The organism is Kineococcus xinjiangensis (assembly GCF_002934625.1).
GTDB lineage: Bacteria > Actinomycetota > Actinomycetes > Actinomycetales > Kineococcaceae > Kineococcus_A > Kineococcus_A xinjiangensis.
This window is the reverse complement of sequence record NZ_PTJD01000011.1, coordinates 105,238-126,617: the sequence shown is the minus strand read 5'-3', so window position 1 is coordinate 126,617 and position 21,380 is coordinate 105,238. Positions and strand designations below refer to the sequence as shown.

At 75.7% G+C, this 21,380-nt stretch carries 18 protein-coding genes; 8 read left to right on the top strand and 10 right to left on the bottom strand.

Features of this window, described 5'->3' with window-relative positions; translation table 11 throughout:
* Nucleotides 1-45: 45 nt before the first annotated feature.
* Together CLV92_RS15280 and CLV92_RS15275 are read right to left on the bottom strand one after the other, a co-directional pair.
* Entirely contained in the window at nucleotides 46-327 is a 282-nt protein-coding gene (locus CLV92_RS15280) for a DUF1490 family protein (RefSeq protein ID WP_104434077.1), read from the bottom strand.
* A 127-nt stretch (nucleotides 328-454) separates the two neighbouring features.
* The gene (locus tag CLV92_RS15275; RefSeq protein WP_104434075.1) at nucleotides 455-2,701 is read right to left on the bottom strand and encodes a hypothetical protein; all 2,247 of its coding nucleotides are present in this window, start codon (nucleotides 2,699-2,701) and stop codon (nucleotides 455-457) included.
* Between the two features lie 91 nt (nucleotides 2,702-2,792).
* Between CLV92_RS15275 and CLV92_RS15270 the strand changes: the two genes are divergently transcribed.
* The 3 genes from CLV92_RS15270 to cls all read left to right on the top strand — a co-directional run bounded on the left by CLV92_RS15270 (nucleotide 2,793) and on the right by cls (nucleotide 6,274).
* Complete coding sequence (locus CLV92_RS15270; RefSeq protein WP_104434074.1) at nucleotides 2,793-4,085, top strand: glycosyltransferase 87 family protein; 1,293 nt, start codon at nucleotides 2,793-2,795, stop codon at nucleotides 4,083-4,085.
* A 72-nt stretch (nucleotides 4,086-4,157) separates the two neighbouring features.
* A complete protein-coding gene (locus tag CLV92_RS15265; RefSeq protein WP_104434072.1) occupies nucleotides 4,158-4,466 on the top strand; it encodes a WhiB family transcriptional regulator in 309 nt (102 codons plus the stop codon).
* A gap of 335 nt (nucleotides 4,467-4,801) precedes the next feature.
* Entirely contained in the window at nucleotides 4,802-6,274 is a 1,473-nt protein-coding gene (gene cls, locus CLV92_RS15260) for a cardiolipin synthase (protein WP_104434070.1), read from the top strand.
* A 34-nt stretch (nucleotides 6,275-6,308) separates the two neighbouring features.
* Here cls and CLV92_RS15255 read toward each other — a convergent pair whose 3' ends face one another.
* Together CLV92_RS15255 and CLV92_RS15250 are read right to left on the bottom strand one after the other, a co-directional pair.
* Nucleotides 6,309-7,487 carry an alanine racemase gene (locus tag CLV92_RS15255; protein WP_104434068.1) on the bottom strand — a complete coding sequence of 393 codons (1,179 nt, stop codon included), beginning with the start codon at nucleotides 7,485-7,487 and terminating at the stop codon, nucleotides 6,309-6,311.
* Between the two features lie 33 nt (nucleotides 7,488-7,520).
* Nucleotides 7,521-8,828 (bottom strand): YibE/F family protein, encoded by a 1,308-nt coding sequence (locus CLV92_RS15250; protein WP_104434066.1) that lies wholly within the window; start codon nucleotides 8,826-8,828, stop codon nucleotides 7,521-7,523.
* 92 nt (nucleotides 8,829-8,920) lie between these two features.
* Between CLV92_RS15250 and pheA the strand changes: the two genes are divergently transcribed.
* Nucleotides 8,921-9,913 (top strand): prephenate dehydratase, encoded by a 993-nt coding sequence (gene pheA / locus CLV92_RS15245; RefSeq protein WP_104434064.1) that lies wholly within the window; start codon nucleotides 8,921-8,923, stop codon nucleotides 9,911-9,913.
* 8 nt (nucleotides 9,914-9,921) lie between these two features.
* On the opposite strand, the gene CLV92_RS15240 is transcribed toward pheA, so the two are convergent.
* Complete coding sequence (locus CLV92_RS15240; RefSeq protein WP_211291161.1) at nucleotides 9,922-11,013, bottom strand: diacylglycerol/lipid kinase family protein; 1,092 nt, start codon at nucleotides 11,011-11,013, stop codon at nucleotides 9,922-9,924.
* Nucleotides 11,014-11,158: 145 nt separating this feature from the next.
* Here CLV92_RS15240 and CLV92_RS15235 point away from each other — a divergent pair, with 145 nt between their 5' ends.
* Together CLV92_RS15235 and serS are read left to right on the top strand one after the other, a co-directional pair.
* On the top strand, nucleotides 11,159-12,655 hold the full coding sequence (locus tag CLV92_RS15235) for a GGDEF domain-containing protein (protein ID WP_104434062.1): 1,497 nt from the start codon (nucleotides 11,159-11,161) through the stop codon (nucleotides 12,653-12,655).
* Between the two features lie 9 nt (nucleotides 12,656-12,664).
* Complete coding sequence (gene serS / locus CLV92_RS15230) at nucleotides 12,665-13,945, top strand: serine--tRNA ligase (RefSeq protein ID WP_104434060.1); 1,281 nt, start codon at nucleotides 12,665-12,667, stop codon at nucleotides 13,943-13,945.
* Nucleotides 13,946-14,037: 92 nt separating this feature from the next.
* Here serS and CLV92_RS15225 read toward each other — a convergent pair whose 3' ends face one another.
* Both CLV92_RS15225 and CLV92_RS15220 read right to left on the bottom strand, forming a co-directional pair.
* The gene (locus tag CLV92_RS15225) at nucleotides 14,038-16,320 is read right to left on the bottom strand and encodes an immunoglobulin-like domain-containing protein (protein WP_104434058.1); all 2,283 of its coding nucleotides are present in this window, start codon (nucleotides 16,318-16,320) and stop codon (nucleotides 14,038-14,040) included.
* Nucleotides 16,321-16,585: 265 nt separating this feature from the next.
* Nucleotides 16,586-17,458, bottom strand: a complete 873-nt coding sequence (locus CLV92_RS15220) for an endonuclease domain-containing protein (protein WP_104434056.1) — start codon at nucleotides 17,456-17,458, stop codon at nucleotides 16,586-16,588.
* A 269-nt stretch (nucleotides 17,459-17,727) separates the two neighbouring features.
* Here CLV92_RS15220 and CLV92_RS15215 point away from each other — a divergent pair, with 269 nt between their 5' ends.
* The gene (locus CLV92_RS15215; RefSeq protein WP_104434054.1) at nucleotides 17,728-18,543 is read left to right on the top strand and encodes an HAD family hydrolase; all 816 of its coding nucleotides are present in this window, start codon (nucleotides 17,728-17,730) and stop codon (nucleotides 18,541-18,543) included.
* Nucleotides 18,540-19,415, top strand: coding sequence for an HAD family hydrolase (locus CLV92_RS15210; RefSeq protein WP_211291160.1), 876 nt, complete (start codon nucleotides 18,540-18,542; stop codon nucleotides 19,413-19,415). The genes CLV92_RS15215 and CLV92_RS15210 overlap by 4 nt, the downstream gene beginning before the upstream one ends.
* Here the strand turns inward: CLV92_RS15210 and CLV92_RS21040 are convergent.
* The 3 genes from CLV92_RS21040 to CLV92_RS21035 all read right to left on the bottom strand — a co-directional run bounded on the left by CLV92_RS21040 (nucleotide 19,396) and on the right by CLV92_RS21035 (nucleotide 21,372).
* Nucleotides 19,396-19,638 (bottom strand): hypothetical protein, encoded by a 243-nt coding sequence (locus tag CLV92_RS21040; protein ID WP_146099569.1) that lies wholly within the window; start codon nucleotides 19,636-19,638, stop codon nucleotides 19,396-19,398. The genes CLV92_RS15210 and CLV92_RS21040 overlap by 20 nt on opposite strands.
* A complete protein-coding gene (locus CLV92_RS15205; protein WP_104434052.1) occupies nucleotides 19,635-20,627 on the bottom strand; it encodes a chymotrypsin family serine protease in 993 nt (330 codons plus the stop codon). Before CLV92_RS15205 ends, CLV92_RS21040 begins: the two co-directional genes overlap by 4 nt.
* 313 nt (nucleotides 20,628-20,940) lie before the next feature.
* A complete protein-coding gene (locus CLV92_RS21035) occupies nucleotides 20,941-21,372 on the bottom strand; it encodes a hypothetical protein (protein ID WP_146099568.1) in 432 nt (143 codons plus the stop codon).
* Between the last annotated feature and the right edge of the window lie 8 nt (nucleotides 21,373-21,380).

Here is a 21,380-nt window from a genome sequence, read left to right as displayed (position 1 = left end):
TCCGGGACGGGACGGAACGGGCGGTGCGGAACAGGGGCGGAACGGTCAGCGCTGCTGGTCCGCCGCGTCGCCGTCGGTGTCGCGCACCGGGACCTGCTCACCCATCTCGCCGTAGGCCTGGGCCACCACGTCGCCGGCGACGAGACGGGTGCGCTCCACACCCGACTCGGCGGCCCGGGCGGCCCGGATGCCCGCCTTCGTCGCGCTGACCGCGACCCGGCGCAGGGCGGCGGGGCCCCGGCCGTCGTCCATCGCCTTCACCAGCCCGGCGGAGACGGCGGCGGAGGCCAGGACGTGGCCGAGCGGAGCGATGACGAAGGGGATCACGGAGTCTCCTGGGGTGGTTCGGACGGGCTGCCGTGGCGAGGGTCGCACTGCGTGCACCACCCGAGCTGGCGTTGGGCGGCGCTGTGCCCCGTTCGGCGCACGGCGCGTCCCTCCGTAGCGCCCCGCGTCAGCCCCGGGCCCCCGCCGCGGGGGTGGGCCCCGGGGTCGAGGCCGCCGCCGGCTCCTCCAGCTCCAGGGTCCGCACGCCGACGGCGATGAGCAGCGGCAGCGCCAGCATCGCCCCCACCGCGGGCACGGTGGTGCCGGAGTCGTTGACGGCGAAGCCGATCGCGAACAGCACGAGCAGCGCCACGCACCCCGGCCGCAGCGCGGGGTGCCGGTCGTAGGCGGACTGCAGCGCCCGCACCCCCAGCGCCGAGGGCCGCATCAGCACGAACGCCACGAACGCCGCCGCGAACGGCAGCAGCAGCGTCAGCTCGGAGCCGACGAGGATGTTGAGGTTCTGCAGGGCCTTGCGCTCCACGACCTGCCAGGCGCCCCCGTCGAGGACCGTCTGCACGAACCGGCCCAGGTGGGTGCGCTCCTCGGTGGGGCGCAGCCAGTCCCCGACCGACAGGGCGGCCAGGACGCCGACCGTGGCGACGCCGATGGCCAGCACCCGCAGCACCGACAGCCGGACGCCGGCGATGAGCAGCGCCAGCAGCGTGAACGCGGGCACGATCGCCGGCGGCCCGCCGAAGTCGCTGCCCACGACGCCGTCGACGAAGGTGGTGACCACCCCCATCACGGCGACGGTCGCGACGGCAGCCCGGCGGCGCCCCGAGCGCAGCAGCCGGTCGGCCAGCGCCGTCGTCAGCAGCAGCGAGCCGGTGGCGAAGAGGGCGAACTGGGTGTTGCCCAGGCCGTAGAAGCGCCCGGCCACCACCGGCTGCAGGCCGATGAGGCTGGAGGTGGTCAGGCGGGTGCCCGTCGCCACGTCCACCGCCAGCACGAGCGCCGTGGCGGCGCCCACCGCCGCCAGCGGGCCGAGCGGGCTGCGCCGCCACGGGCCCAGCAGCGCCAGGGCTGCCAGGGCGGCGACGAACAGCGCCACCGCCGCCGAGACCGCGAGCAGGTGCGAGGCGGTGTCGTCCCCGGCCCGCCACCAGGGCACGAGGTTGGCCAGGAACGTCGCCGCGGGGACGCACCCGCAGACGACGGCCGTGCGCCGCATCCACGCCAGCACCCGGCTGCGGCCCACGCGCCCGCCCCAGCGCCGCCGCACGGCGAGGGTCGCCGCGACGTAGAGCACGATCTGGGCGGTGACCAGCCCGGTGAAGAAGCGCGGCACCAGCGGCTGCACCGCCTGCGCGGCCTGGTCCAGGTCCAGGACCTTGCGCAGCCGGGCGGCGGCGGTCTCCGGGGAGCCCGGCTGGGGGTTCACGGGCGCCCCGACGAGGGCCCCCGTCAGCTCCGGCGCCACCTGCGGGTAGCGCGGGCCGAGGGTCAGGGCGAGCAGCGTGGGCGCGAGGTCGGTGGTCTGCACGATGCCGTCCTGCCGCGTGGAGCGGCTGCCGAGGAGGGCCTCGGCGTACTCCCCGCGCGGGGCGGGGCCGGTGGCGGCGGCGAACTGCAGGTGCGGCGTGCGGCCGGCGTCGGCGAGGGAGGCGAGGACCACGCTCGCCTCCGGTGCCTCCTCGCCGACCGCGGCGAGGACCGCGGCCACCCGGGCGTCGACGGCGGCCACCTGCTCCGCCAGGGTGGCGGCCGGTGCGGGTTCGTCCCAGGGCAGGTCGCCGGGGTCGCGCACCACCCCGGCGTCGACCACCACCAGTTCCGCGCCCTGGGCCAGCGCTGCGCGGGTGGCCTCGGCGAGCGCCTCCGGGGTGGAGGCGTCCGCGGGTCCGGCGACGGGGGAGCGGCCGGAGGTGTCGGCGAGGGCCAGCGCCGCCCCCGGGCCGACGGCGGCCGCGCGCACCCCCGCCGTCCGCAGCACCTCGCCCAGCAGGCCCGGCTGCGCGCTGAAGGTGCCCGCCGCGGCGATCTCCCGGTAGCGCTGCAGGTCCGGTTGTCGCCCGTCCACCGCCGGGGCCACCTGCGCGCAGGGGGCGCGCACGTGCTCGGCGGAGGTGCCGGCGAAGTCGGTGGCGCGCCGGCCCGCGGACAGGCCGAGCCAGCCGTCGGCGGGGCAGGCGGCGGTGAAGACGCTGCGGACGGCGACCGTGCCGATGGCGCCGTCGGGGACGGGGCCGTGCAGGGCGGGGGTGCGCTCGGCGTCCACGTCGGCCCAGCGCACGCCCGCGAAGCCGACGAGGACGACGGGCCGCCCGCCGGGGCCGGCCGGAGCGGCGCCCGCGGCCGGGGCGGCGCCGGCGAGGAGGGCGAGCGCGGCGGCGAGCAGGGTCGCGAGCAGCGCGAGCGGTCGCTGGAGCACCCGGCAAGGCTAGGCGGCGCCGCGGGGAGGACCTGCGCGGCGCGGGGACGCGGTGGGGAGGGCGCGTCGGGGTCTCGGGGAGAATCCCCCGGTGATCGGTGCGGACGACTCCAGCAGCCAGGTGCGGGCCCCGGCGGCGCGGGTGCCCGGGACCGGGGGGACGGGGGACGGGGTGCGGGGGCGCTGGTTCTGGGCCGGGCTGCTGCTGTTCCTGCTCGCGGCCGCGCCGGTGGTGCACCGCTACCTCGTCGACCACCCGCAGGACCAGTGGCAGGTGGACCTGCAGGTGTACCGGGAGGCGGGGCGCAGCCTGCTCGTCGGCCGTCCCGTCTACTCCTACGAGACGGAGGTGCCGCAGCTCCTGCCGTTCACGTACCCGACGTTCTCGGCGGTGCTGGCGATCCCGCTGGCCCTGGTGCCGTTCGGGGTCCTGGGCTGGGTGTGGACCGCCTTCCAGCTCGCCCTGCTGTGGATCACCGTGGGGATCGCGTTCCGGCCGCTGCTGGCGCGCGCGGGGGAGCGCGCGGCGCTGGCGCAGGGCGCGGTGTGCGCGGTCGCGGTGTGGTTCTCGCCCGTCGGGGAGGGGATCCGCTTCGGGCAGGTGAACGCCGTCCTCATCGCGCTGTGCCTGCTGGACCTGGCGCGCGGGCACGTCGGCCGCTTCCGCTGGCCGCGCGGCGTCCTCGTCGGCCTCGCAGTGGCGATCAAGCTGACGCCGGGGGTGTTCCTGATCCACTTCGCGGTGACGAGGCAGTGGCGGGAGCTGCGCAACGCGGTGGTGGCGGCGGCCGGGGTCACCGCGGCCACGTTCCTGCTGGCGCCGGAGGCGTCGCTGGCGTTCTGGACGGACGCGCTGCTGTCGTCGGACCGCCTCGGGCCCAACGCCGGGTCCTCCAACCAGTCGCTGCGCGGCATGGTGCTGCGGCTGTACCTGTCGCCGGTGGCGACGCAGGTGCTGTGGCTGGCGCTGGTGGCCGTGGCGGCGGTGCTGGGGTTCGGGGTGGCCCGGCGGATGCACCGGGAGGGCAGCCGGGTCGGTGAGGTCGCGGCGTGCGGGCTGGTGGCGGTGCTGCTGTCGCCGGTGTCGTGGCTGCACCACGTGCACTGGGGCGTGGTGGCGCTGGGGGCGCTGGCGGGTGCGGGGTGGTCGCGGCGGCGCCTGGTCGTGGCGGGGGTGGGCGCGGTGCTGCTGTGGTGCCCCTGGCCGTGGTGGGGGGCCAACCTCGTGGCGCAGCCGGAGGTGCCGCGGGTGCTGGCGCGGCTGGTGCAGAACGGGGACCTGCTGTGGACGGTGGCGGCGCTGTGGGCGCTGCACCGGCTGGTGCGGCGCGAGCACACGGCGATCCAGGGGTCAACCAAATCGTCACTGATTGCGCCTAGCTAGTGACTTTGCGTTTAACTTACGGGAGGGTGGGGGAGTAAGAGGCCTGACGCCGACCTCAAGGGGGGATAACCCGTGCCTGATCTGTCCCGACAGCTCCGTCCCACCAGCGACCAGTGGGAGTGGCAACTCCGCGGAGCCTGCCGTGCCGCTGACCCCGAGGTCTTCTTCCACCCGGAGCTGGAGCGCGGAGCAGCCCGCCAGCGGCGCGACGCCGAAGCCGTCGCCGTGTGCAACCGCTGCCCCGTGCTCGACGCCTGCCGCGAGCACGTCATGAAGTACCGCGAGCCCTACGGGGTGTGGGGCGGACTGACGGAGGAGGACCGCGAGCGCATGTGGTCGCAGCGCCGCCGCGAGGAGCGTCTGACCCGCCGCGCCGGCTGAGCCCGCGCTCCCCGGACACCGCACACCGCGCGGAAAGGACCCTTTCCGTTGTCGAGACGTCATCTCGACAACGGAAAGGGTCCTTTCCGTTGGAGGGTCTGCACGAAGGTCTGCACGGGCAGCCCGCGCGGGGCGGTGCCGGGGGCCGGCGCTGAGCCGATGCGGTGGTCCTGCGCCCCCCGGCTGTGCGCACGGGCGGGCCTGCGGCGAGGATCGGGGGTGCGACGCCCGGCACGACCCCGCAGCCACCCCCGGTGGGCGCGGGAGCGGGGCCGTCGACCGACCGGGCGGGGCAGCCCGGTCCAGGGACGAGAGGACGGCAGCGGACGGAGAGCGTGGACGTGGCGGACGACTGGGTGCTCACCCTGCTCCTGCCCGGCGTGCTCCTGACGATCGACATCGTCATCCGGTGCATCGCCGTGGCCGTGGTGCCCGTCAACCGGCGCCCCTCCTCCGCCATGGCGTGGCTGCTCGCGGTCTTCTTCATCCCCTACCTGGGGGCCCTGCTCTTCCTGTTCATCGGCGACCCCAAGCTGCCCAGCGGCCGGCGCACCAAGCAGCGCGAGATCAACCGGCTCATCCTCGACGCCACCCGCGGCATGGACCTCGTCGCCGAGGACCACCCGTGGCCCCCGTGGCTGCCCGGCGTCGTGCAGCTCAACCGCAACCTCGGCGCCATGCCGCTCGTCGGCGGCAACCGGGCGGAGGTCGTCGACGACTACGAGACCGCGATCCGCGCGATGGCCGACGAGGTCCGCCGGGCCCGGCACTACGTCCACGCCGAGTTCTACATCCTCGCCCGCGACGCCACCACGGAGCCGTTCTTCGAGGCCCTCGCCGACGCCGTGCGCCGCGGCGTGGTGGTGCGGGTCCTGTTCGACCACATCGGGTCCCTGCGCATGCCCGGCTACCGCCGCACCATCCGCCACCTCACCGAGATCGGCGTGATCTGGCACCCCATGCTGCCGGTGCAGCTGCACCGGGGCCGCTACCAGCGCCCCGACCTGCGCAACCACCGCAAGCTCCTCGTCGTCGACGCGGAGGTGGCGTGGGTGGGCTCGCAGAACATGGTGGACCGCAGCTACAACCACCGCGGCAACCGCCGTCGCGGCCTGCAGTGGCAGGACCTCATGGTGCGGATGGAGGGGCCCGTCGTCTCCGGCGTCGACGCCCTCTTCCTCACCGACTGGTACAGCGAGACCGACGAGCTGCTGGAGCAGGAGATCGAGCCGGTCACCCTGCCCGCGGGCGTGGCCACCCTGGAGTGCCAGGTCGTGCCCAGTGGGCCGGGCTTCGAGGGGGAGAACAACCTCCGCCTCTTCAACACCCTCCTGTACAGCGCGCAGGAGCGGATCTCCATCGTCAGCCCGTACTTCGTGCCCGACGAGTCGATGCTGTTCGCCATCACCACCGCCGCCCAGCGGGGGCTGTCCGTGGAGCTCTTCGTCTCCGAGATCGGCGACCAGCTCCTCGTGCACTACGCCCAGCGCTCCTACTACGAGACGCTGCTGCGCGCCGGGGTGCGCATCTTCCGCTACCCCGCGCCCTACGTCCTCCACGACAAGCACATGATCATCGACGACGTCGTGTCGGTCGTGGGCTCCAGCAACATGGACATCCGCTCGTTCATCCTCGACCTGGAGGTCTCGGTGATGGTCTGCGGCAAGGACTTCGCCGCGGACCTGCGCCGCATCAGCGGCGGCTACCGCGAGCGCAGCACGGAGCTGTTCCTCAAGGAGTGGATGCAGCGCTCCCACCGGCACCGGCTGCTGGAGAACCTGGCACGGCTGACGTCCGCCCTGCAGTGAGGCCCTGCAGTGAGGCCCTGCGGGTGGGAGGGGCTCAGAACTCCGTCTCCACCACCTCGACCACCCGGCCCTGACGCACCACCGGCAGCCGCCGCCACCGGTCGAACGTCGTGCACGGGTGGTCGACCCCCACCCGCAGCAGGTCCCCCACCGCCAGGGGGTCCTCCGGCGCGACCCGCAGCACCGCGTGCTGGTCGTGGACCGCGGTGACGGTGACGGCACCCTCCACGTCCCGCGCCGCGCCGGTGGCGTCGAGCACCAGCTGCGCAACCGGCAGCCCCCGGTCGGTGCCCGTGTGCCGCTTGCCGAAGCCCGCCACTGCCAGGCCCGGCTCCGGGCGCGACAGCACGTGCGCCCACACGTGCAGGGCCTGCCGCAGCGCGTCGTCGCCGGTCCCGCGCCCGTCGAGGGGGGAGCTCCGCCGGTACGTGCCGGCGTCGTGGGTGAGGGAGCAGCCGCTGCGCAGCACCGTGCGGGCGCCGGGGACGGGCTCGGCGCCGAGGACGTCCACCACGAGGTCGAACCACGAGCTGCCACCCGCGCTGACGAGGACGCCGTCCGGTCCGGCCGCCTCGAACAGCCCCGCGGCGTGCAGGGCCCGCGCCGCCTGCCGCACCGTGCCGAGGAACTCCCGCACCGCAACCTCCTCCGCGGCCGGGTCGGGGCGGGCGATGAGCCCCTCGTAGCCGCTGACGCCCGCGAGCCGCAGCAGGGGGCTGTCCCGCACCAGCCGCGCCACCGCCACGGCGGACGCCACGTCGCGGCACCCGGTGCGGCCCCCGGTGTAGCCGACCTCCACCAGCACCGGCAGCGGGCGCTGCTGCCCGCGGGCCCGCAGCACCTCCTCCAGCCGCCGCACCGCCGCTGTGCTGTCCGCGTACACGAGCACCACGACCTCTGGGTCGGCGTCGACCTGCGCGCCCGCCCAGGCGATGTCGCCGGGGTCGACGACGAGGTTGGCCACCAGCACCCTCCGGGCCCCGGCCGCCCGGGCCGTCCGCGCCTGCGCCACGCTCGCCGTGGTGAGCCCCCAGGCCCCCGCCGCGAGCTGGCGGCGGAACAGCGCCGGGGCCATCGTCGTCTTCCCGTGCGGGGCCAGGAGGACGCCGTGGTCGCGGCACCAGCGCGCCATCCGCTCGACGTTGTGCTCCAGGGCGTCGGCGTCCAGCACCGCGACCGGCAGCGGCCAGCCGGGTGGTGGGGCGGCTGTCACGGGTGGGCACCTGCGCCGGTCATGCGGGCGACCCTAGGACAGGCCCTCGGCGCCGGGGGCCTCGCCGGGGCCCGCCGCGGCCCCGTCCACCCGCGTGCCCTCCACCCGCGTGCCCTCCACACGCGTCCCGGCCCCGATCGCGGCCGCGGCCAGCGCCGTCGTGAACGGCACCGCCAGGGCCAGGGCGGCGCCCGCCACGACGGTGCGCACCACCTCCTCCGCGACCGCGCCCGAGGTGAGGACCTGTCCCAGGGGGCGCTCGTAGAGCTCGATGAGCAGCAGGGTGGGCAGCGCCGCGCCCGCGTAGGCGAACGCGACGGTGTAGACGGTGGACGCCAGGTGGTCGCGGCCGACCCGCATCCCGCTGCGCAGCAGCGTGGCGAAGCGGGCGGCGGGGTCGTGGGCGCGGACCTCCCACACCGCCGACGCCTGGGTGATGGTGACGTCGTTGAGGCTGCCGAGCGCCGCGATGACCACCCCGGCCAGGACGAAGCCCCGCAGGTCCACGCCGCCGGCGAGGAGGGAGACGGTGTAGGAGTCCTCGTCGTCCAGCCCGCGCAGCTGCGTCGCGTCGACGGCGGCGTGCGCCAGCAGGGCGGTGGCGCCCAGCCCCGCGACGGTGCCGAGGTAGGCGGCCGTCGTGCGGGTGGAGACGCCGTGGGTGGTGTAGAGGACGACGCCCATGACCGCGACGGAGGCGCTGAGGGCCACCACGACGGGGGAGTTCCCCTCCAGCAGCGACGGCACGACGTAGCCGAGGACGGCGGCGCCCCCGACACCGAGGCCGACGAGGGCGGCGACCCCCCGGCGGCCCGCGACGGCGACCGTGAGCACGGCGAACAGGCCCACGGCCAGGGCCAGGGGGAAGCGGCGGTCGAAGTCGTTCCAGGCGTAGACGGCCGGTTGCCCGGCGGTGGCGGGGAACAGGCTCAGCGTCACGGCGTCGCCCCGCTCGAGGCCGCCCCGGGCGATCAGGGCCGGCACGGGCACCTCCACCGTCGAGCCGGCCCCGGGGCCGTCGTTCAGGCGCACCGCGGCATGGGGGCAGTCGACGACGGCGGGGATCTCACCGTCGGGCAGCCGGTCCTCCGACGTGCCGGGGCAGCGGTCCTGCCGGACCCCCTCGACACGGCCGTGGACGACCTCCTCGCCCACGAAGGTGGTGGCGGTGGGGGCGGCGCCGGGGCGGGCGCCGGTGGGCCACGTCGACGCCACCCCCGCCAGGGCCGCCGCGAGGAGCAGCACGACCAGCACCCCGAGGAGCCACCGCACGCCCCGGGGGGCGCGGACGGACCGCAGCGCGGCCGGGTCGTGGGTGTGGCCGTGGGGGTGCGCTGCCATGGCTCCATGATCCCCGCTCCGTCGCCGGGGCCGGGACCGGTGCGGCGCGAACCTGCGGGCACCGCCGGGAGGTCCGGCTAGCCTCGTCCCCCGTGCCGACCGACGCGTCCCCGCCCGCCTCCCCGGACCAGCCGCCCCGCTACGCGTTCTTCGGCCCCACCGGCACGTTCACCGAGGCCGCGCTGCGCACCGTCGCCCCCGCCGGAGCGCCCGCCGACCCCTACCCGAGCGTGGACGCCACCATCGCGGCCGTCCGCTCGGGGCTGGCCGACATCGGGGTCGTCCCCATCGAGAACTCCGTGGAGGGCGGGGTCTCCGCCACCCTGGACGGCCTGGCCGCGGGCGATCCCCTGCTGGTCGTCGGGGAGGTCGTCATCCCCGTCACCTTCGTCCTGGCGGCCCGCCCCGGCACCGCGCTGGCGGACGTGCGGACCGTCAGCACCCACTCCCACGCCCACGCCCAGGTGCGCCGCTGGCTGGACCGCAACCTGCAGGGGGCGCGCTACCTGCCGTCGCTGTCCACGGCCGCCGCCGCCGCGGGCCTCGCGGAGCCGGTGGACGCCGAGGCCGCCGGCTACGACGCGGCCGTCTGCGCCCCCCTCGCGGCGGCGCGGTTCGGCCTGGAGGTCCTCGCCGAGGACATCGGCGACACCCGCGGCGCCGAGACCCGCTTCGTGCTCCTGGCCCGCCCCGCCGCGCCGGGGGAGCGCCCGGTCATCCCTGCGCCGACGGGCGCCGACAAGACGTCGCTCGTGGCGTTCCTGCGCGCCGACCACCCCGGTGCCCTCATCGAGGTGCTGGAGCAGTTCGTCACCCGCGGCATCAACCTCTCCCGCATCGAGTCCCGCCCCACCGGCGACGCCCTCGGCCGCTACAGCTTCTCCATCGACTGCGAGGGGCACGTCGCCGAGTCCCGCGTGGGTGAGGCGCTCATGGGCCTGCACCGCATCTGCGAGCGGGTGCGCTTCCTCGGCAGCTACCCGCAGGCCGGCAGCCCGGCCGTGACGGGCAGCGGACCGGGGGAGGAGGCGTTCGCCGCGGCCGAGTCGTGGCTGCAGCGGGTGCGCGCCGGCCGGTCGGTCTAGCCGGCGGGTCAGGGCCGGACGCCGGTGGGCGCCGCGGGGACCCGCACCAGCAGGGCGCCCGGATCGACCTCCACCACGAGCCTCCGCGCACCGCCGAGGGGGTCGCCGTCCAGCTGCACCTCCGTCGGGGAGGCGCTCACCACCTGCAGGCGCCGGCAGCGCAGGTGCTCGACCCGCGGGTGGCCGCGGCGGGCGGCTGTCACCACCTGCCACGTCACCGCCGCCCAGGACACGATCCCTCGCGGGGACAGCACGACCGCGTCGAGCCAGCCGTCGTCCACCCGCGCCGCCGGCATGAGCGCGACCCCACCCACCAGCCGTCCGCAGTTGCCGACGATCACGGCCCGCATGCGCCGGGTCATCGGCTTCCGGTCGTCCACCTGGATGCGGACCTTCGTCTGCGGGCCCCGCAGCGCCTGGAGGCCGGACAGCACGTAGGCAGCCGGGCCGATGCGGGCCTTGAGCACCTCCTCCACCCCGATCATCACCGCCGCGTCGAAGCCCATGCCGGCCATCACCAGGAAGGCGTGCTCCTCGGGCGCGCGGTCGCGGCCGGAGCGGTCGATGAGCATGCGCCCGACGTCGATCGCGTGGTCGGAGCCGGTGAAGGTGACGTCCAGCGCCCTGCCGAGGTCGGCGACGGGCACGTCGAGGTTGCGGGCGAGGAGGTTGCCGGTCCCGGCGGGCAGCAGGCCCAGCGGCACCCCCGTCCCGGCCAGGGCCCCACCCACCGCGCGGACGGTGCCGTCGCCGCCGCAGGCCAGCACGACGTCCACCCCCGCGTCCAGGGCGGTGCGCGTCTGGCCCCGGCCGGTGTCCTCGGCGGTGGTCTCCATCCACAGCGGCGGGGACCAGCCGCGGGACAGGAACGTGGCCTCCACCTCGGCGTGCAGGGTGTCGAGGCCGCCCGGGAACTTCGTGGGGTTGACGACCACGGCGGCCTGCGGGCGCCTGCCCGTGGACGGCAGCGGCGAGATCGGCTCGGGCCGGGGCGGGGTCCGGGGCGTGCGGGGGCGCATGTCCGCGACCGCCACCACGACGATCACCACGAGCAGGACGAGGAACCCGAGCAGCAGAAGGGTCCCCGGGTCTCCGCTCACGACGACGACGGTACCGGCGGCGGGGGGTCCCGCCCGACCGGCGGTCACCGCCGGTGGCCCGCCCGCGCTGCGCCGATGCGGTGGTGTCCGCCCCCGCACCGCGCCCCGCGCTCAACCAGGCTGACGCGGCGGTCGATGCGACGGCATGGTCGATGAGGGCACCACGCCTGGGCGGCGCCGCGGCCCCGCCCTGCCGTGGCTCGCCGCGGCGCTCTGCCTGCTGCCCGTCCCGCTCTACGCGGTGGTGCGCGGGTTCGGGGGAGTGGCGCCGGCCGTCCTCCTCTACCTGGCCGTGGCGACGCTCATGGCCGTCGTCGCCGTCGTGGGGGTGCGCCGGCTGCCGAGGGACCGGCGCCGCCCGTGGGCGCTGCTCGCCGCGTCGCAGGGGCTGTTCCTCACCGCGGAGGTCGCGTTCATCGTGGCGTTCACGGGCGTCGACGTCGGGCACCGGCTGGTCCCGGAGATCCTCTTCCTCAGCGGCTACGCCGTCCTCCTGGCCGGGGTGCTGGCACTGGTGCGCCAGCCCACGGGGCGCAGTGGTCGCGCGGCGCTCCTCGACGCGGCCATCGTCACGCTCAGCTGCGCCGCGGTGCTCGGGACCTTCTTCGTCGCCCCCCTCCTCGCGGACAGCGACATGCCGCTGCAGGACCGCATCGTCGCCGGGCTCTACCCCCTCGCCGACATCGGGATCGTGTACGTGCTGGCGCGCACGGTGCTCCTGCCCGGGCACCGGGCCCCGGCCGCGCACCTGCTGCTGGCGGGCCTCGGCGTGCTCGTCGTCGCCGACGTCGCCTCCTACCTCGAGCGCCTCGCCGGCAGCGGGGGGCCCTCGACGTGGGCCGCCACCGGCTGGCTGCTCTCCCGGGGCCTCATCAGCGTCGCGATCTGCTGCTCCTCGGCCGTGCGGCTGCCCGCCCCGCCGACGGCGGAGCGGCCGACGGGCCTGACGACGCGGCGACTGCTCGTGCTGGCGCTGGCCGCCGCCCTGCCCTCCGGGCTCAGCGCCGCGCTGGGCCTGCTCGGCCACCGGGCCCACCCGGTCCTCCTCGGCTGCGCGGCGCTCGTCCTCGTGCTGCTCGTGTCGCTGCGGACGAACGACCTGCTGGGCCAGCTGCGGCAGCAGGCGGCGCAGCTGGCGGTGCAGGCCCGCACGGACGCCCTCACCGGGCTGGCGAACCGCCGCACCTGGGACTTCCACGTGGCCCGGGCGAGCGCCGCCGCGCGGGTGGACGGCACCCCGCTGGCGGTGGCGCTGCTGGACCTGGACCACTTCAAGCGGTTCAACGACAGCTTCGGCCACGACGCGGGCGACGACCTGCTGCGCGAGGCCGCCGTCGCGTGGACGGCGGCGCTGGGACGGGGTGTGACCCTGGCGCGCTGGGGCGGGGAGGAGTTCGCGGTGCTGCTGCCCGGACTCGACGCCGAGCGGGCCGCGGTGCACCTGTCCGCGGTGCACGAGGCGGTTCCGCGGGGGCAGACCTGCTCCATCGGCGTCACGGTCCTGGCGGACGGTGAGGAGCCGGCGGACGCGATGCGGCGCGCCGACGAGGCCCTGTACGCCGCCAAGCACGCCGGGCGGGCGTGCACCGTCGTCGCCGCGGTGCCCTCCTCGAGCCCCGACCGCGAGGCGGTGACTCGGTAGGGTCGTCGGGTGATCGACCTGCGCCTGCTGAGGGACAACCCGGACGCGGTCCGCGCCAGCCAGCGCGCCCGCGGTGAGGACGAGGGAGTCGTCGACGCGGTGCTCGCCGCCGACGTGCGCCGTCGCGAGACCATCGCCGAGTTCGAGCGGCTGCGTGCCGAGCAGAAGAGCCGCGGCAAGGACGTCGCGAAGGCGAAGGGGGACGAGAAGCAGGCCCTGCTGGCCGCGGTCAAGGAGCTCGCCGAGCGCGTCAAGGCCGCGCAGGCCGCCTCCGACGCGGCGGCGGTGGAGTTCGAGGAGCTGCTGCGCCGCATCCCCAACGTCGTCGAGGAGGGCGTCCCCGCCGGCGGGGAGGACGACTACGTGGTGCTGCGCCACGTCGGGCGGGTGCCCGAGCTGCCCGAGGGGCTCGAGCGCTGGCGCGACCACCTGGAGCTCGGCGAGGCGCTCGCGGCGATCGACACCGCCCGCGGCGCGAAGGTCTCCGGCTCCCGCTTCTACTTCCTCACCGGCGTCGGCGCCCGCCTGGAGCTGGCGATGCTGAACCTGGCCGTCTCCAAGGCCGTCGCAGCCGGCTTCACCCCCATGATCACGCCGACGCTCGTGAAGCCGGAGGTCATGGCCGGCACCGGCTTCCTCGGCGCCCACGCCAGCGAGATCTACCGGCTGGAGGCCGACGACCTCTACCTGACCGGCACCTCGGAGGTCGCGCTCGCCGGCTACCACGCCGACGAGATCGTCGACCTGTCCGCCGGTCCGCGCCGCTACGCCGGCTGGTCGGCCTGCTACCGGCGCGAGGCCGGCTCCCACGGCAAGGACACCCGCGGCATCATCCGCGTCCACCAGTTCCACAAGGTGGAGATGTTCTCCTTCTGCCGCGTCGAGGACGCCGCCGAGGAGCACGCGCGGCTGCTGGCGTGGGAGGAGGAGATGCTCGCGGCGGTGGAGGTGCCCTACCGGGTCATCGACACCGCGGCGGGCGACCTGGGGTCCTCGGCCGCCCGCAAGTACGACTGCGAGGCGTGGATCCCGTCGCAGGGGGCGTACCGGGAGCTGTCGTCGACGTCGAACTGCACGACGTTCCAGGCGCGGCGGCTGAACGTGCGGGAGCGGGTCCCCGGCGAGGACGCCGCCGGGACGCGGCCGGTCGCCACCCTGAACGGCACGCTCGCGACGACGCGCTGGCTGGTGGCGATCCTGGAGAACCACCAGCTCCCCGACGGTTCCGTCCGGGTTCCGGAGGCGCTGCGCCCGTTCCTGGGGCTGGACGTCCTGACTCCGGTGTCCTGACGCTGGTGTCCTGACGCCGGTGTCCTGACGCCGGACGCGACGGGGGCCGTGCCGCGCGATCGCGGCACGGCCCCCGTGCTGTGCGGGCGGGGTCAGCCCAGGGCGGCGCGCAGCCGCTCGAGCTCGGCCTTCGTCACGGGCACGACGGTGCCGTGGCGGGGCCTGCTGGGGAGCTGGTAGTCGCTCGCGAGCGTCCACGTCCCGGAGTCGAGGTCGGTCGTCTCGAAGGGCACGTAGCCCCGGCCGCCGAACTCGTCGATGAACAGGTACCACTTGTCCTCGGTGTTCGACTTGAACACCGTCGGGCCCTCACCCTGACGGACGCCCGGGTTGCCCGGCACGGACTTGCCGATGCACTCCGAGACGAAGTCCCACGACGTGTCGAGCAGGTCGGTCGACTTCTCCTGCACCAGGAACTTGCCGCACGGGGCGTCCGGTGCGGCGCTGCGCTCGTCCTTGGTGATGCGGTGGTAGGTGTCGCCGTGCTTGATGACGGTGGAGTCGATGACCGAGTACCCGGGGTCGATCCAGACCTTCGGCTCGGAGAACGTCCGGAAGTCCCGGGTCGTCACGTACACCATGCGGTTGTGGGTGTTGCCGGTGTGGTTCGGGTCGTCCGCGGCGTACAGCTTCGACGCCCAGAACACCACGTACGCGCCGATCCGGTCGTCGTAGTACGCCTCCGGTGCCCACGTGTTGCCCGCCGTGTCCGGCGCCACCCGCACGTGGCGCTGCTCGGACCAGTTCACGAGGTCGGTCGACTCCCAGACCTCGATGTGCTTGGAGCCGGTGCGCTGGGCGGCGTCCCAGTTGCCGTTGCCGTGGATCTTCAGGTCGGTGGCGATGAGGTAGAACTTGTCGCCCTCGGGGGAGCGGATGATGAACGGGTCGCGCACCCCCTGGTCGCCGAACGTCGACCGCAGGACCGGCTCGCCGCCGTTGAGCTCGTCCCAGTGCAGCGCGTCGTTGCCGCGGCTGGCGGCGAAGTACACCTGCTCCCCGTCGGCGTAGCCCTCACCCGCGAAGTAGGCGAACGCGTAGCCCTCCATCGGCTCCTGCTTCGGCAGGGGCAGGACCGTGACGCGGAACGTGCGCTTCACCTTCGTCTTGCCGAGGCTGACGAAGGCGTGCAGGTTCAGCCGCACCCGCTCCCGGCCGGCGGCGGGGCGCCGCACCTCGCCGGTGGTGGTGACGACGCCGGGGTCGCCGGACTCCCACCGGATGCTCGTGCCGTGCAGGCCCGTCGTGGGCAGGGTGAGGTTCCCGCGCACCGCCGCGGCGTCCCACACCACGAGGTCGGCCGCGGCCTCGCGGACCTTCTGCTCGTCGCTGATGTTCTGCAGGACCCGCACGGTGAAGCTCCTGCTCGAGGAGGTCGTGCCGATGGTGGAGGTGACGGTGAGGGTGACGGTGGCGTCGCCGGCGCCGTGGCGCGGGCGGGTCACCGCCCCGGTGGTGGAGACCACCGCCGGGTCGCTGGACGCCCACGTCAGCCGGGTGCCGTTCGCGCCCGTCGCGGGCAGGCCGAGGTTCCCGGTGACGGCGGAGGTGTTCCCCAGGTCGAGTGCCGCGAGGTCGCCCGCGACGCGCTCCTCGTCGCTGAGCGGCCCGAGGCGGCGCACCTCGTCCGAGGACAGCGCCCGGTCGTAGATGCGGAAGTCGCGGACCTGGCCCTTGAGGTGCTTGTCCGGGGTGTAGTTCGACCGCCCGAGGTAGTTCGCCGTGGTGCGCCCGCCGCCGATCATGCCGGGGGTGATGGTGATGCCGCTCTGCCGCCCGACCTCCACGCCGTCCTCGTAGAGCACGGCCGTGCCGTCGCTGAGGGTGTAGGTCAGCGTCTTCCAGGTCTCGCGCGCCAGGTCCCGCCCGGCGCTGACGGTCTGCTCCGTGGACCAGTTCCCCGTGGCGATGGACGTGCGGTACGAGTTCCCGGTCGTGAACAGGTAGCCGTCGCCGTACCAGTCGGTCGTGTTGCCCAGGCCCCAGATGAAGTACGGGCCCGGCTGGTCGCGGTCGATCCGCACCTCGGTGGAGACGGTGATGTCGCTCAGCCCGCGCAGGACGTCGTTCGGCAGCCGGACGTGGCCGTTGACGCCGCCGAGGGCCAGCCCGTCCCCGCCCAGCCAGGTGGCGTCGCCGCTGACGGTGCCGTGGCGGCCGTTGCCGGAGGTGTCGGCGACGGTGGTGCCCCCGGTCTCGTCGAGCTCGTACTCCACGACGAGGCCGTCGTCGGGCGCCTCCGGTGCGGCGGCTGCGGGGCCGGGCGCTGCGAGCAGCGTCAGTGCGAGCGCCGCGAGGGTGGCTCCGCAGGTGCCCCTGCGGAGCAGGGCCGGCGCCCGGCGCGCGGGTGCGGCGGGGCTGGGGTGGGAGGGCATGGGCGACTCTCCAGGGGTGAGGTCACGACGGTGGGACCTCCCGGCTCGCGCGGCCGTGTCGAGGGCGCGCACCAGTGCCCGCCGGGGCCACCGCGACCCGGGATGTTAACGCAAACATGACCAGAGCGGCGCACCCGCTGTCAACCCTGCGCGCCCCGCCCCCGCCCTTCCCCGCCCGCCCCCGCCCTTCCCCCGGAAAGGACCCTTTCCGGGGTCGCGGAGGTGCTCCCGACCCCGGAAAGGGTCCTTTCCGGGGGAGGTGGGCTCAGCGCCGCACCTGCCGGGCGATGGCCGCGTGGACGGCGGCGACGAGGGTGTCGGGCTCGCGCCGCAGCGCCACCGTGACGTGGACGACCTCCCACCCGGCCTCGCGCAGCTCCCGCAACTGCCGGCGGTCCGCCTCGAGCTGCTCGCGCAACGCGTGCCACTGCCCGTCGTACTGCACGGCCACCTGCGTGCCGTCGACCGCCAGGTCCACCCGCGCCACGAAGCACCCGCGGTCGCGGACCACGACCTGCGGCGTCACGGCCAGCCCCGCCTCGACGCAGTGCACGCGCACCGCCGACTCGGGCGGCGACTCCGCCCGCGGGTCGCAGAGCTGCGCCGCGTGCCGGGCGGCGCGCACCCCCGGGCCACGGGCCCCCACCAGCCAGGCGTGCAGGGCGTCGAGGTCCACCAGCCCGGCGCGCACCACCGCGTCCAGGTGCCCCACCGCCGCCGGCAGCGGGTGCCGCGCCGTCAGGTCGAAGGCCATCCGCAGCGGGGGTGCCAGGGCGGTGCTCCCCCACGGCTCGCCCGCGGGCAGCGAGCGGCAGCGGCGGACCAGCACCCCGGAGGGCAGGCGCCGCAGGGGCTGCTCCGGGACGAGGACCTCGACCGGGTCCTGCCGGCGGGCCAGTGGCACTCCCCGCACGGTGGCCGCGGACCGGCCGGTGACGAGGGCGCCGGGAGGCAGCAGCAGCCCGGTCGCCTCGCACCGCACGTCGTGGGTGAGGGCGGTGCCGGAGCGGGCGTACACGCCGCGGAGGACGCGCTGGACCGCGGGCCCGCGCAGCTGCTCCTCGGTGAGGGCACCGTGGGCGACGGCGTCGGCTCCGCGGAACACGCGGGGGAGGTCTGCGGGGAGCGGGGTGCGCACGCCCGCACGCTGCCCGCTGCAGGGCCCCGCGGTGGGCCGCGTGCGGGGCGCTGTGCACTGCGCAGCTCCCGGCCGGGCTGTGGACGGCGTCCCGGCCCGCCCGTTCCCGCTCCGGCCCTTCCCGCGGAAAGGACCCTTTCCGGGGCCGGAACGAGGCCCCTGACCCCGGAAAGGGTCCTTTCCGGGGGAGGAGGTGGGGGAGGAGGTCGGAGAGGAGGGCGGAGAGGCGTCGGCGAGAAGGTCGACGAGCACCTCGTTAGGGTCGGACGGTGACCCTCCCGCGCCTCGTCGCCCTCGACATCGACGGCACCATCCTCGACCACGACGAGCGCCTCTCCGACCGGGTGCGGGACGCCGTGCAGGCGCTGGCCAGGACCGGGACGCACGTCGTCATCGCCACGGGCCGCTCCCTGCACGGGGCCCTGCCGGTGCTGGACCGCCTCGGCCTCGCCCGCGGCTACGCCGTGTGCAGCAACGGGTCCGTGACCGTCCGCCTCGACCCCGGTCAGGAGAAGGGCTACGAGGTGGTGTCGCTGCGCACGTTCGACCCCACCCCGGCGGTGGAGCTGCTGCACGAGCACCTGCCGAACGCCCTCTACGCCGTGGAGGTCCTCGGCCGCGGCTACAAGCTCACCGCGCCCTTCCCGGACGGCGAGCTGACCGGCGACATCCAGATCGTGCCGTTCGACGAGCTGTTCGCCGAGCCCGCCATGCGCGTCGTCGTGCGCAGCCCGGAGCACACCCCCCAGGAGTTCGTCGAGCTGGTGCAGCGCGTCGGCCTGCACGGCGCCGCCTACTCGGTCGGCTGGACGGCCTGGCTCGACCTGGCTCCCGAGGGGGTCACCAAGGCCAGTGCCCTGGACGCGGTGCGCTCCTGGCTGCACGTGGACCCTGCGGAGACGCTGGCGGCGGGCGACGGCCGCAACGACATCGAGATGCTGCAGTGGGCTGCGCGCAGCGTCGCGATGGGCAACGGCCCCGCGGAGGTGCACGCCGCGGCGGACGAGGTGTGCGGCGACGTCGTCGACGACGGCCTGGCCGACGTGCTGGAACGGCTGCTCGCCGCGGCGGGGACGCCGTCGTGACCCTGCCCGCCGCCGGGCCTGCCGGGTCGCTGCCCGCCGCCGAGGCCGAGCGGCTGCTGGCCGGGGCGCTGCGGATGGTCGCCACCGACATCGACGGCACGATCGTCCCCCACCACACCGGGGTCTCCGCGCGCACCCTGCGGGCGTTCCGCGCGTGCCGGCAGGCAGGGATCCGTGTCGTCTTCGTCACCGGCCGGCCCCCGCGCTGGGTGCTGCCCGTGGCCGAGGAGGCCGGCCTGACCGGGCAGGCGGTGTGCGCGAACGGGGCCGTGGTCTACGACCTCGACGCCCGGGCGGTGCTGCGGACCCACGCGCTGGCCCCGGAGGCGGTGCTGGAGCTGGCGGAGCGGCTGCGCCCGGCGCTGCCGGGGGTCACCCTGGCGCTGGAGACCCTGCGCGGCTTCCGCCGGGAGCCCGGGTACCGGACGACCTTCGACACCGGCGCGGAGACGCAGGTGGCGCAGCTTCCGGAGCTGCTGGCGGACTGCCCGCCGGTGGTCAAGGTCCTCGCCAAGTGCCCCGGCACCAGCAGCGACGAGATGCTGCGGCGGGCGCGGGCGGTGCTGGGGGAGGTGGCCGACGCGACGCACTCCAACGCCGCGGCCTCCCTCGTGGAGATCATGGCCTCGGGGGTGAGCAAGGCGTCGACGCTGGCGCAGGTGGCGCGGGAGCTGGGGGTGGAGCCCGCGGGGGTGGTCGCGTTCGGGGACATGCCCAACGACCTGGAGATGCTGAGCTGGGCAGGGCGGGGCTATGCGATGGCGGACGGCCATCCCGATGCGCTCGCCGCTGCCGACGACGTGGCGCCCGACTGCGCCGAGGACGGCGTGGCGCAGGTGGTGGAGCGGCTGCTCAGCTTGCGCGGGCGCTGATGTGCCCCACCACCGCGACCTTCACGGGCACCCCGTCGACGACGTCGGGCACCTCCGGCAGGTCGTGCGATGACACCACGTTCACCTTGACCGCGTAGCTGTCCTCGGCGCGGGTGATGCCGATGCCGTTGACGCGGTCGTCACCGGCGAGCATCTGGCGGACGTGAGCTTTCGCGGCCCGGGCTGCGGACATGCCGAAGCGGTCGTCTGGGGAAGGACTCACATCACCAGTGTGGCACCCAGGGACTCCAGCACAAGGCCGATCGGGTTGCAGAAGGTCAGGCCCTCCCCGTTCTCCCCGCCCGTCTCGCTGCCCGCGAAGAGCAGCCCGACGGCTTGGCGGGTGTCCGGGCGGTAGACCAGCGAGCCGGAGTCGCCGCCTGCGGAGAACGCGCCGCTGGACCCGGTGACCTCGATCTGGCCGTCGAAGCTGACCAGCCCGACGGGGTACTCCACGGCGATGTCGTCGAGCTCGATGGCGGTGATGCGCCCCTGGGTGCGACCCGTGGTGCGGCCGACCTTCTCCACCTCGACCTCGTCGACGGGGTCGCACCAGCCGCTGAGGCGGCCCACCGGGTAGGTCGGGTCGATCGCGTCGTCGTCCGCCCCGTCGACGCCCTCCAGCAGGGCGACGGCCGCGTCGACCCCTCCGCCGTTGATCAGCGGCACCGCCCGGGCGAGCACCCCGATCCGGTCGACCTCACCGCCGGCGTCCGCGGGGCCCGGCTGGAACACCGCGTCGCGCAGCGCGGCCCGGTCGGAGTCGGCGATCACGTGGTTGTTCGAGAGGGCGAACACCCCGTCGGAGCCGGCGACGGTGACGAACGCCCCGAGGGTGCCGGCCGTCACGTCGCGGTGGGCGATGGACAGACCGGGGTGCAGCGGCCGCACCCGCCGCCGCATGGCCGCGGCGGTCCACGTCCACCCCTCGGCGGGCGCGGTGAGGGCCCGCACCGCGCCGACGTGGCGCACGTCCACCTCCGGGCCGGCGGTGGTGCCGGCGAGCTCGCGGGCGCGGTGCAGCAGCGCCTCCCCGCGCGGGCCGGCGTAGCGGACGGCCACCCCGTAGCGGAGCTCGCCGTCGGGCCGGTGGCCCAGGACGCTGATGCCCACCGCTGCGGTCCCGGCCCGCGGTGCGGTCTGCGCGACGGCCTCACCGGGCAGGTCCTCCCGCAGCCGCTGCTTCAGCTCGCGGGCCGAGTCGATGTGCATGCGGTCCCCCCGTGGTCGTCCTCGCGCCGCGCCGCACCCGTCGTGCCGGCGTCGCCGATGGACACACCCTGGCACCCCGCACTGACACACGTCACGTGACACACGCCACACGGTGCGTCACCCTCTCGTCACCCGTTCGGCTCAGCCGGGCCGGGCGGGCACCGGTGCGGCGGGGACGTTGCGCGGGCGACGCGCCGGTGTCGCGCAGCCGAACGTCCCCGCCACAGCGCGAGCCAGCCGTGGCGGGGACGTTGCGCGGGCGACGCGCCGGTGTCGCGCAGCCGAACGTCCCCGACGACCGCGCTCCGCCCGCTCAGTCCCCGACGAGCTGCTCCGCCCGCTCCACGGCCCGGCCCACCGCCGCCACCCGCTCCTCGACGGCCGCGGTCCCGTCGTCCGCCCCCACCCGCGCCATCGCCGCGGCCTCCGCGGCCTGCGCACACGCCGTCGCGGTCCGTGTCAGCCGGCGGTGCAGCTCCCCGTGCGCGCCGCCCGGCACGGTGAGCTGCGTCGAGGGGGCCTGCGCCTGTGCCCGCACGCACACCGCGTGCGCGCGCCGCGCCACCGCGTCCATGCGCGGCAGGAACACCTCCAGCTCCGCGCGCACCGGCCCGGCCGGGCACCCGTCCACCATCTGCTCGTAGCGGCGCACCGCCCGGTCCACCGTGTGCGCGGCGCGGGCCCACACGCCCTCCCCGAGCGGGTCGGGCGGCCTGCGCCAGAACGCCCAGCGCAGCGGCGTCACGCCGGCCG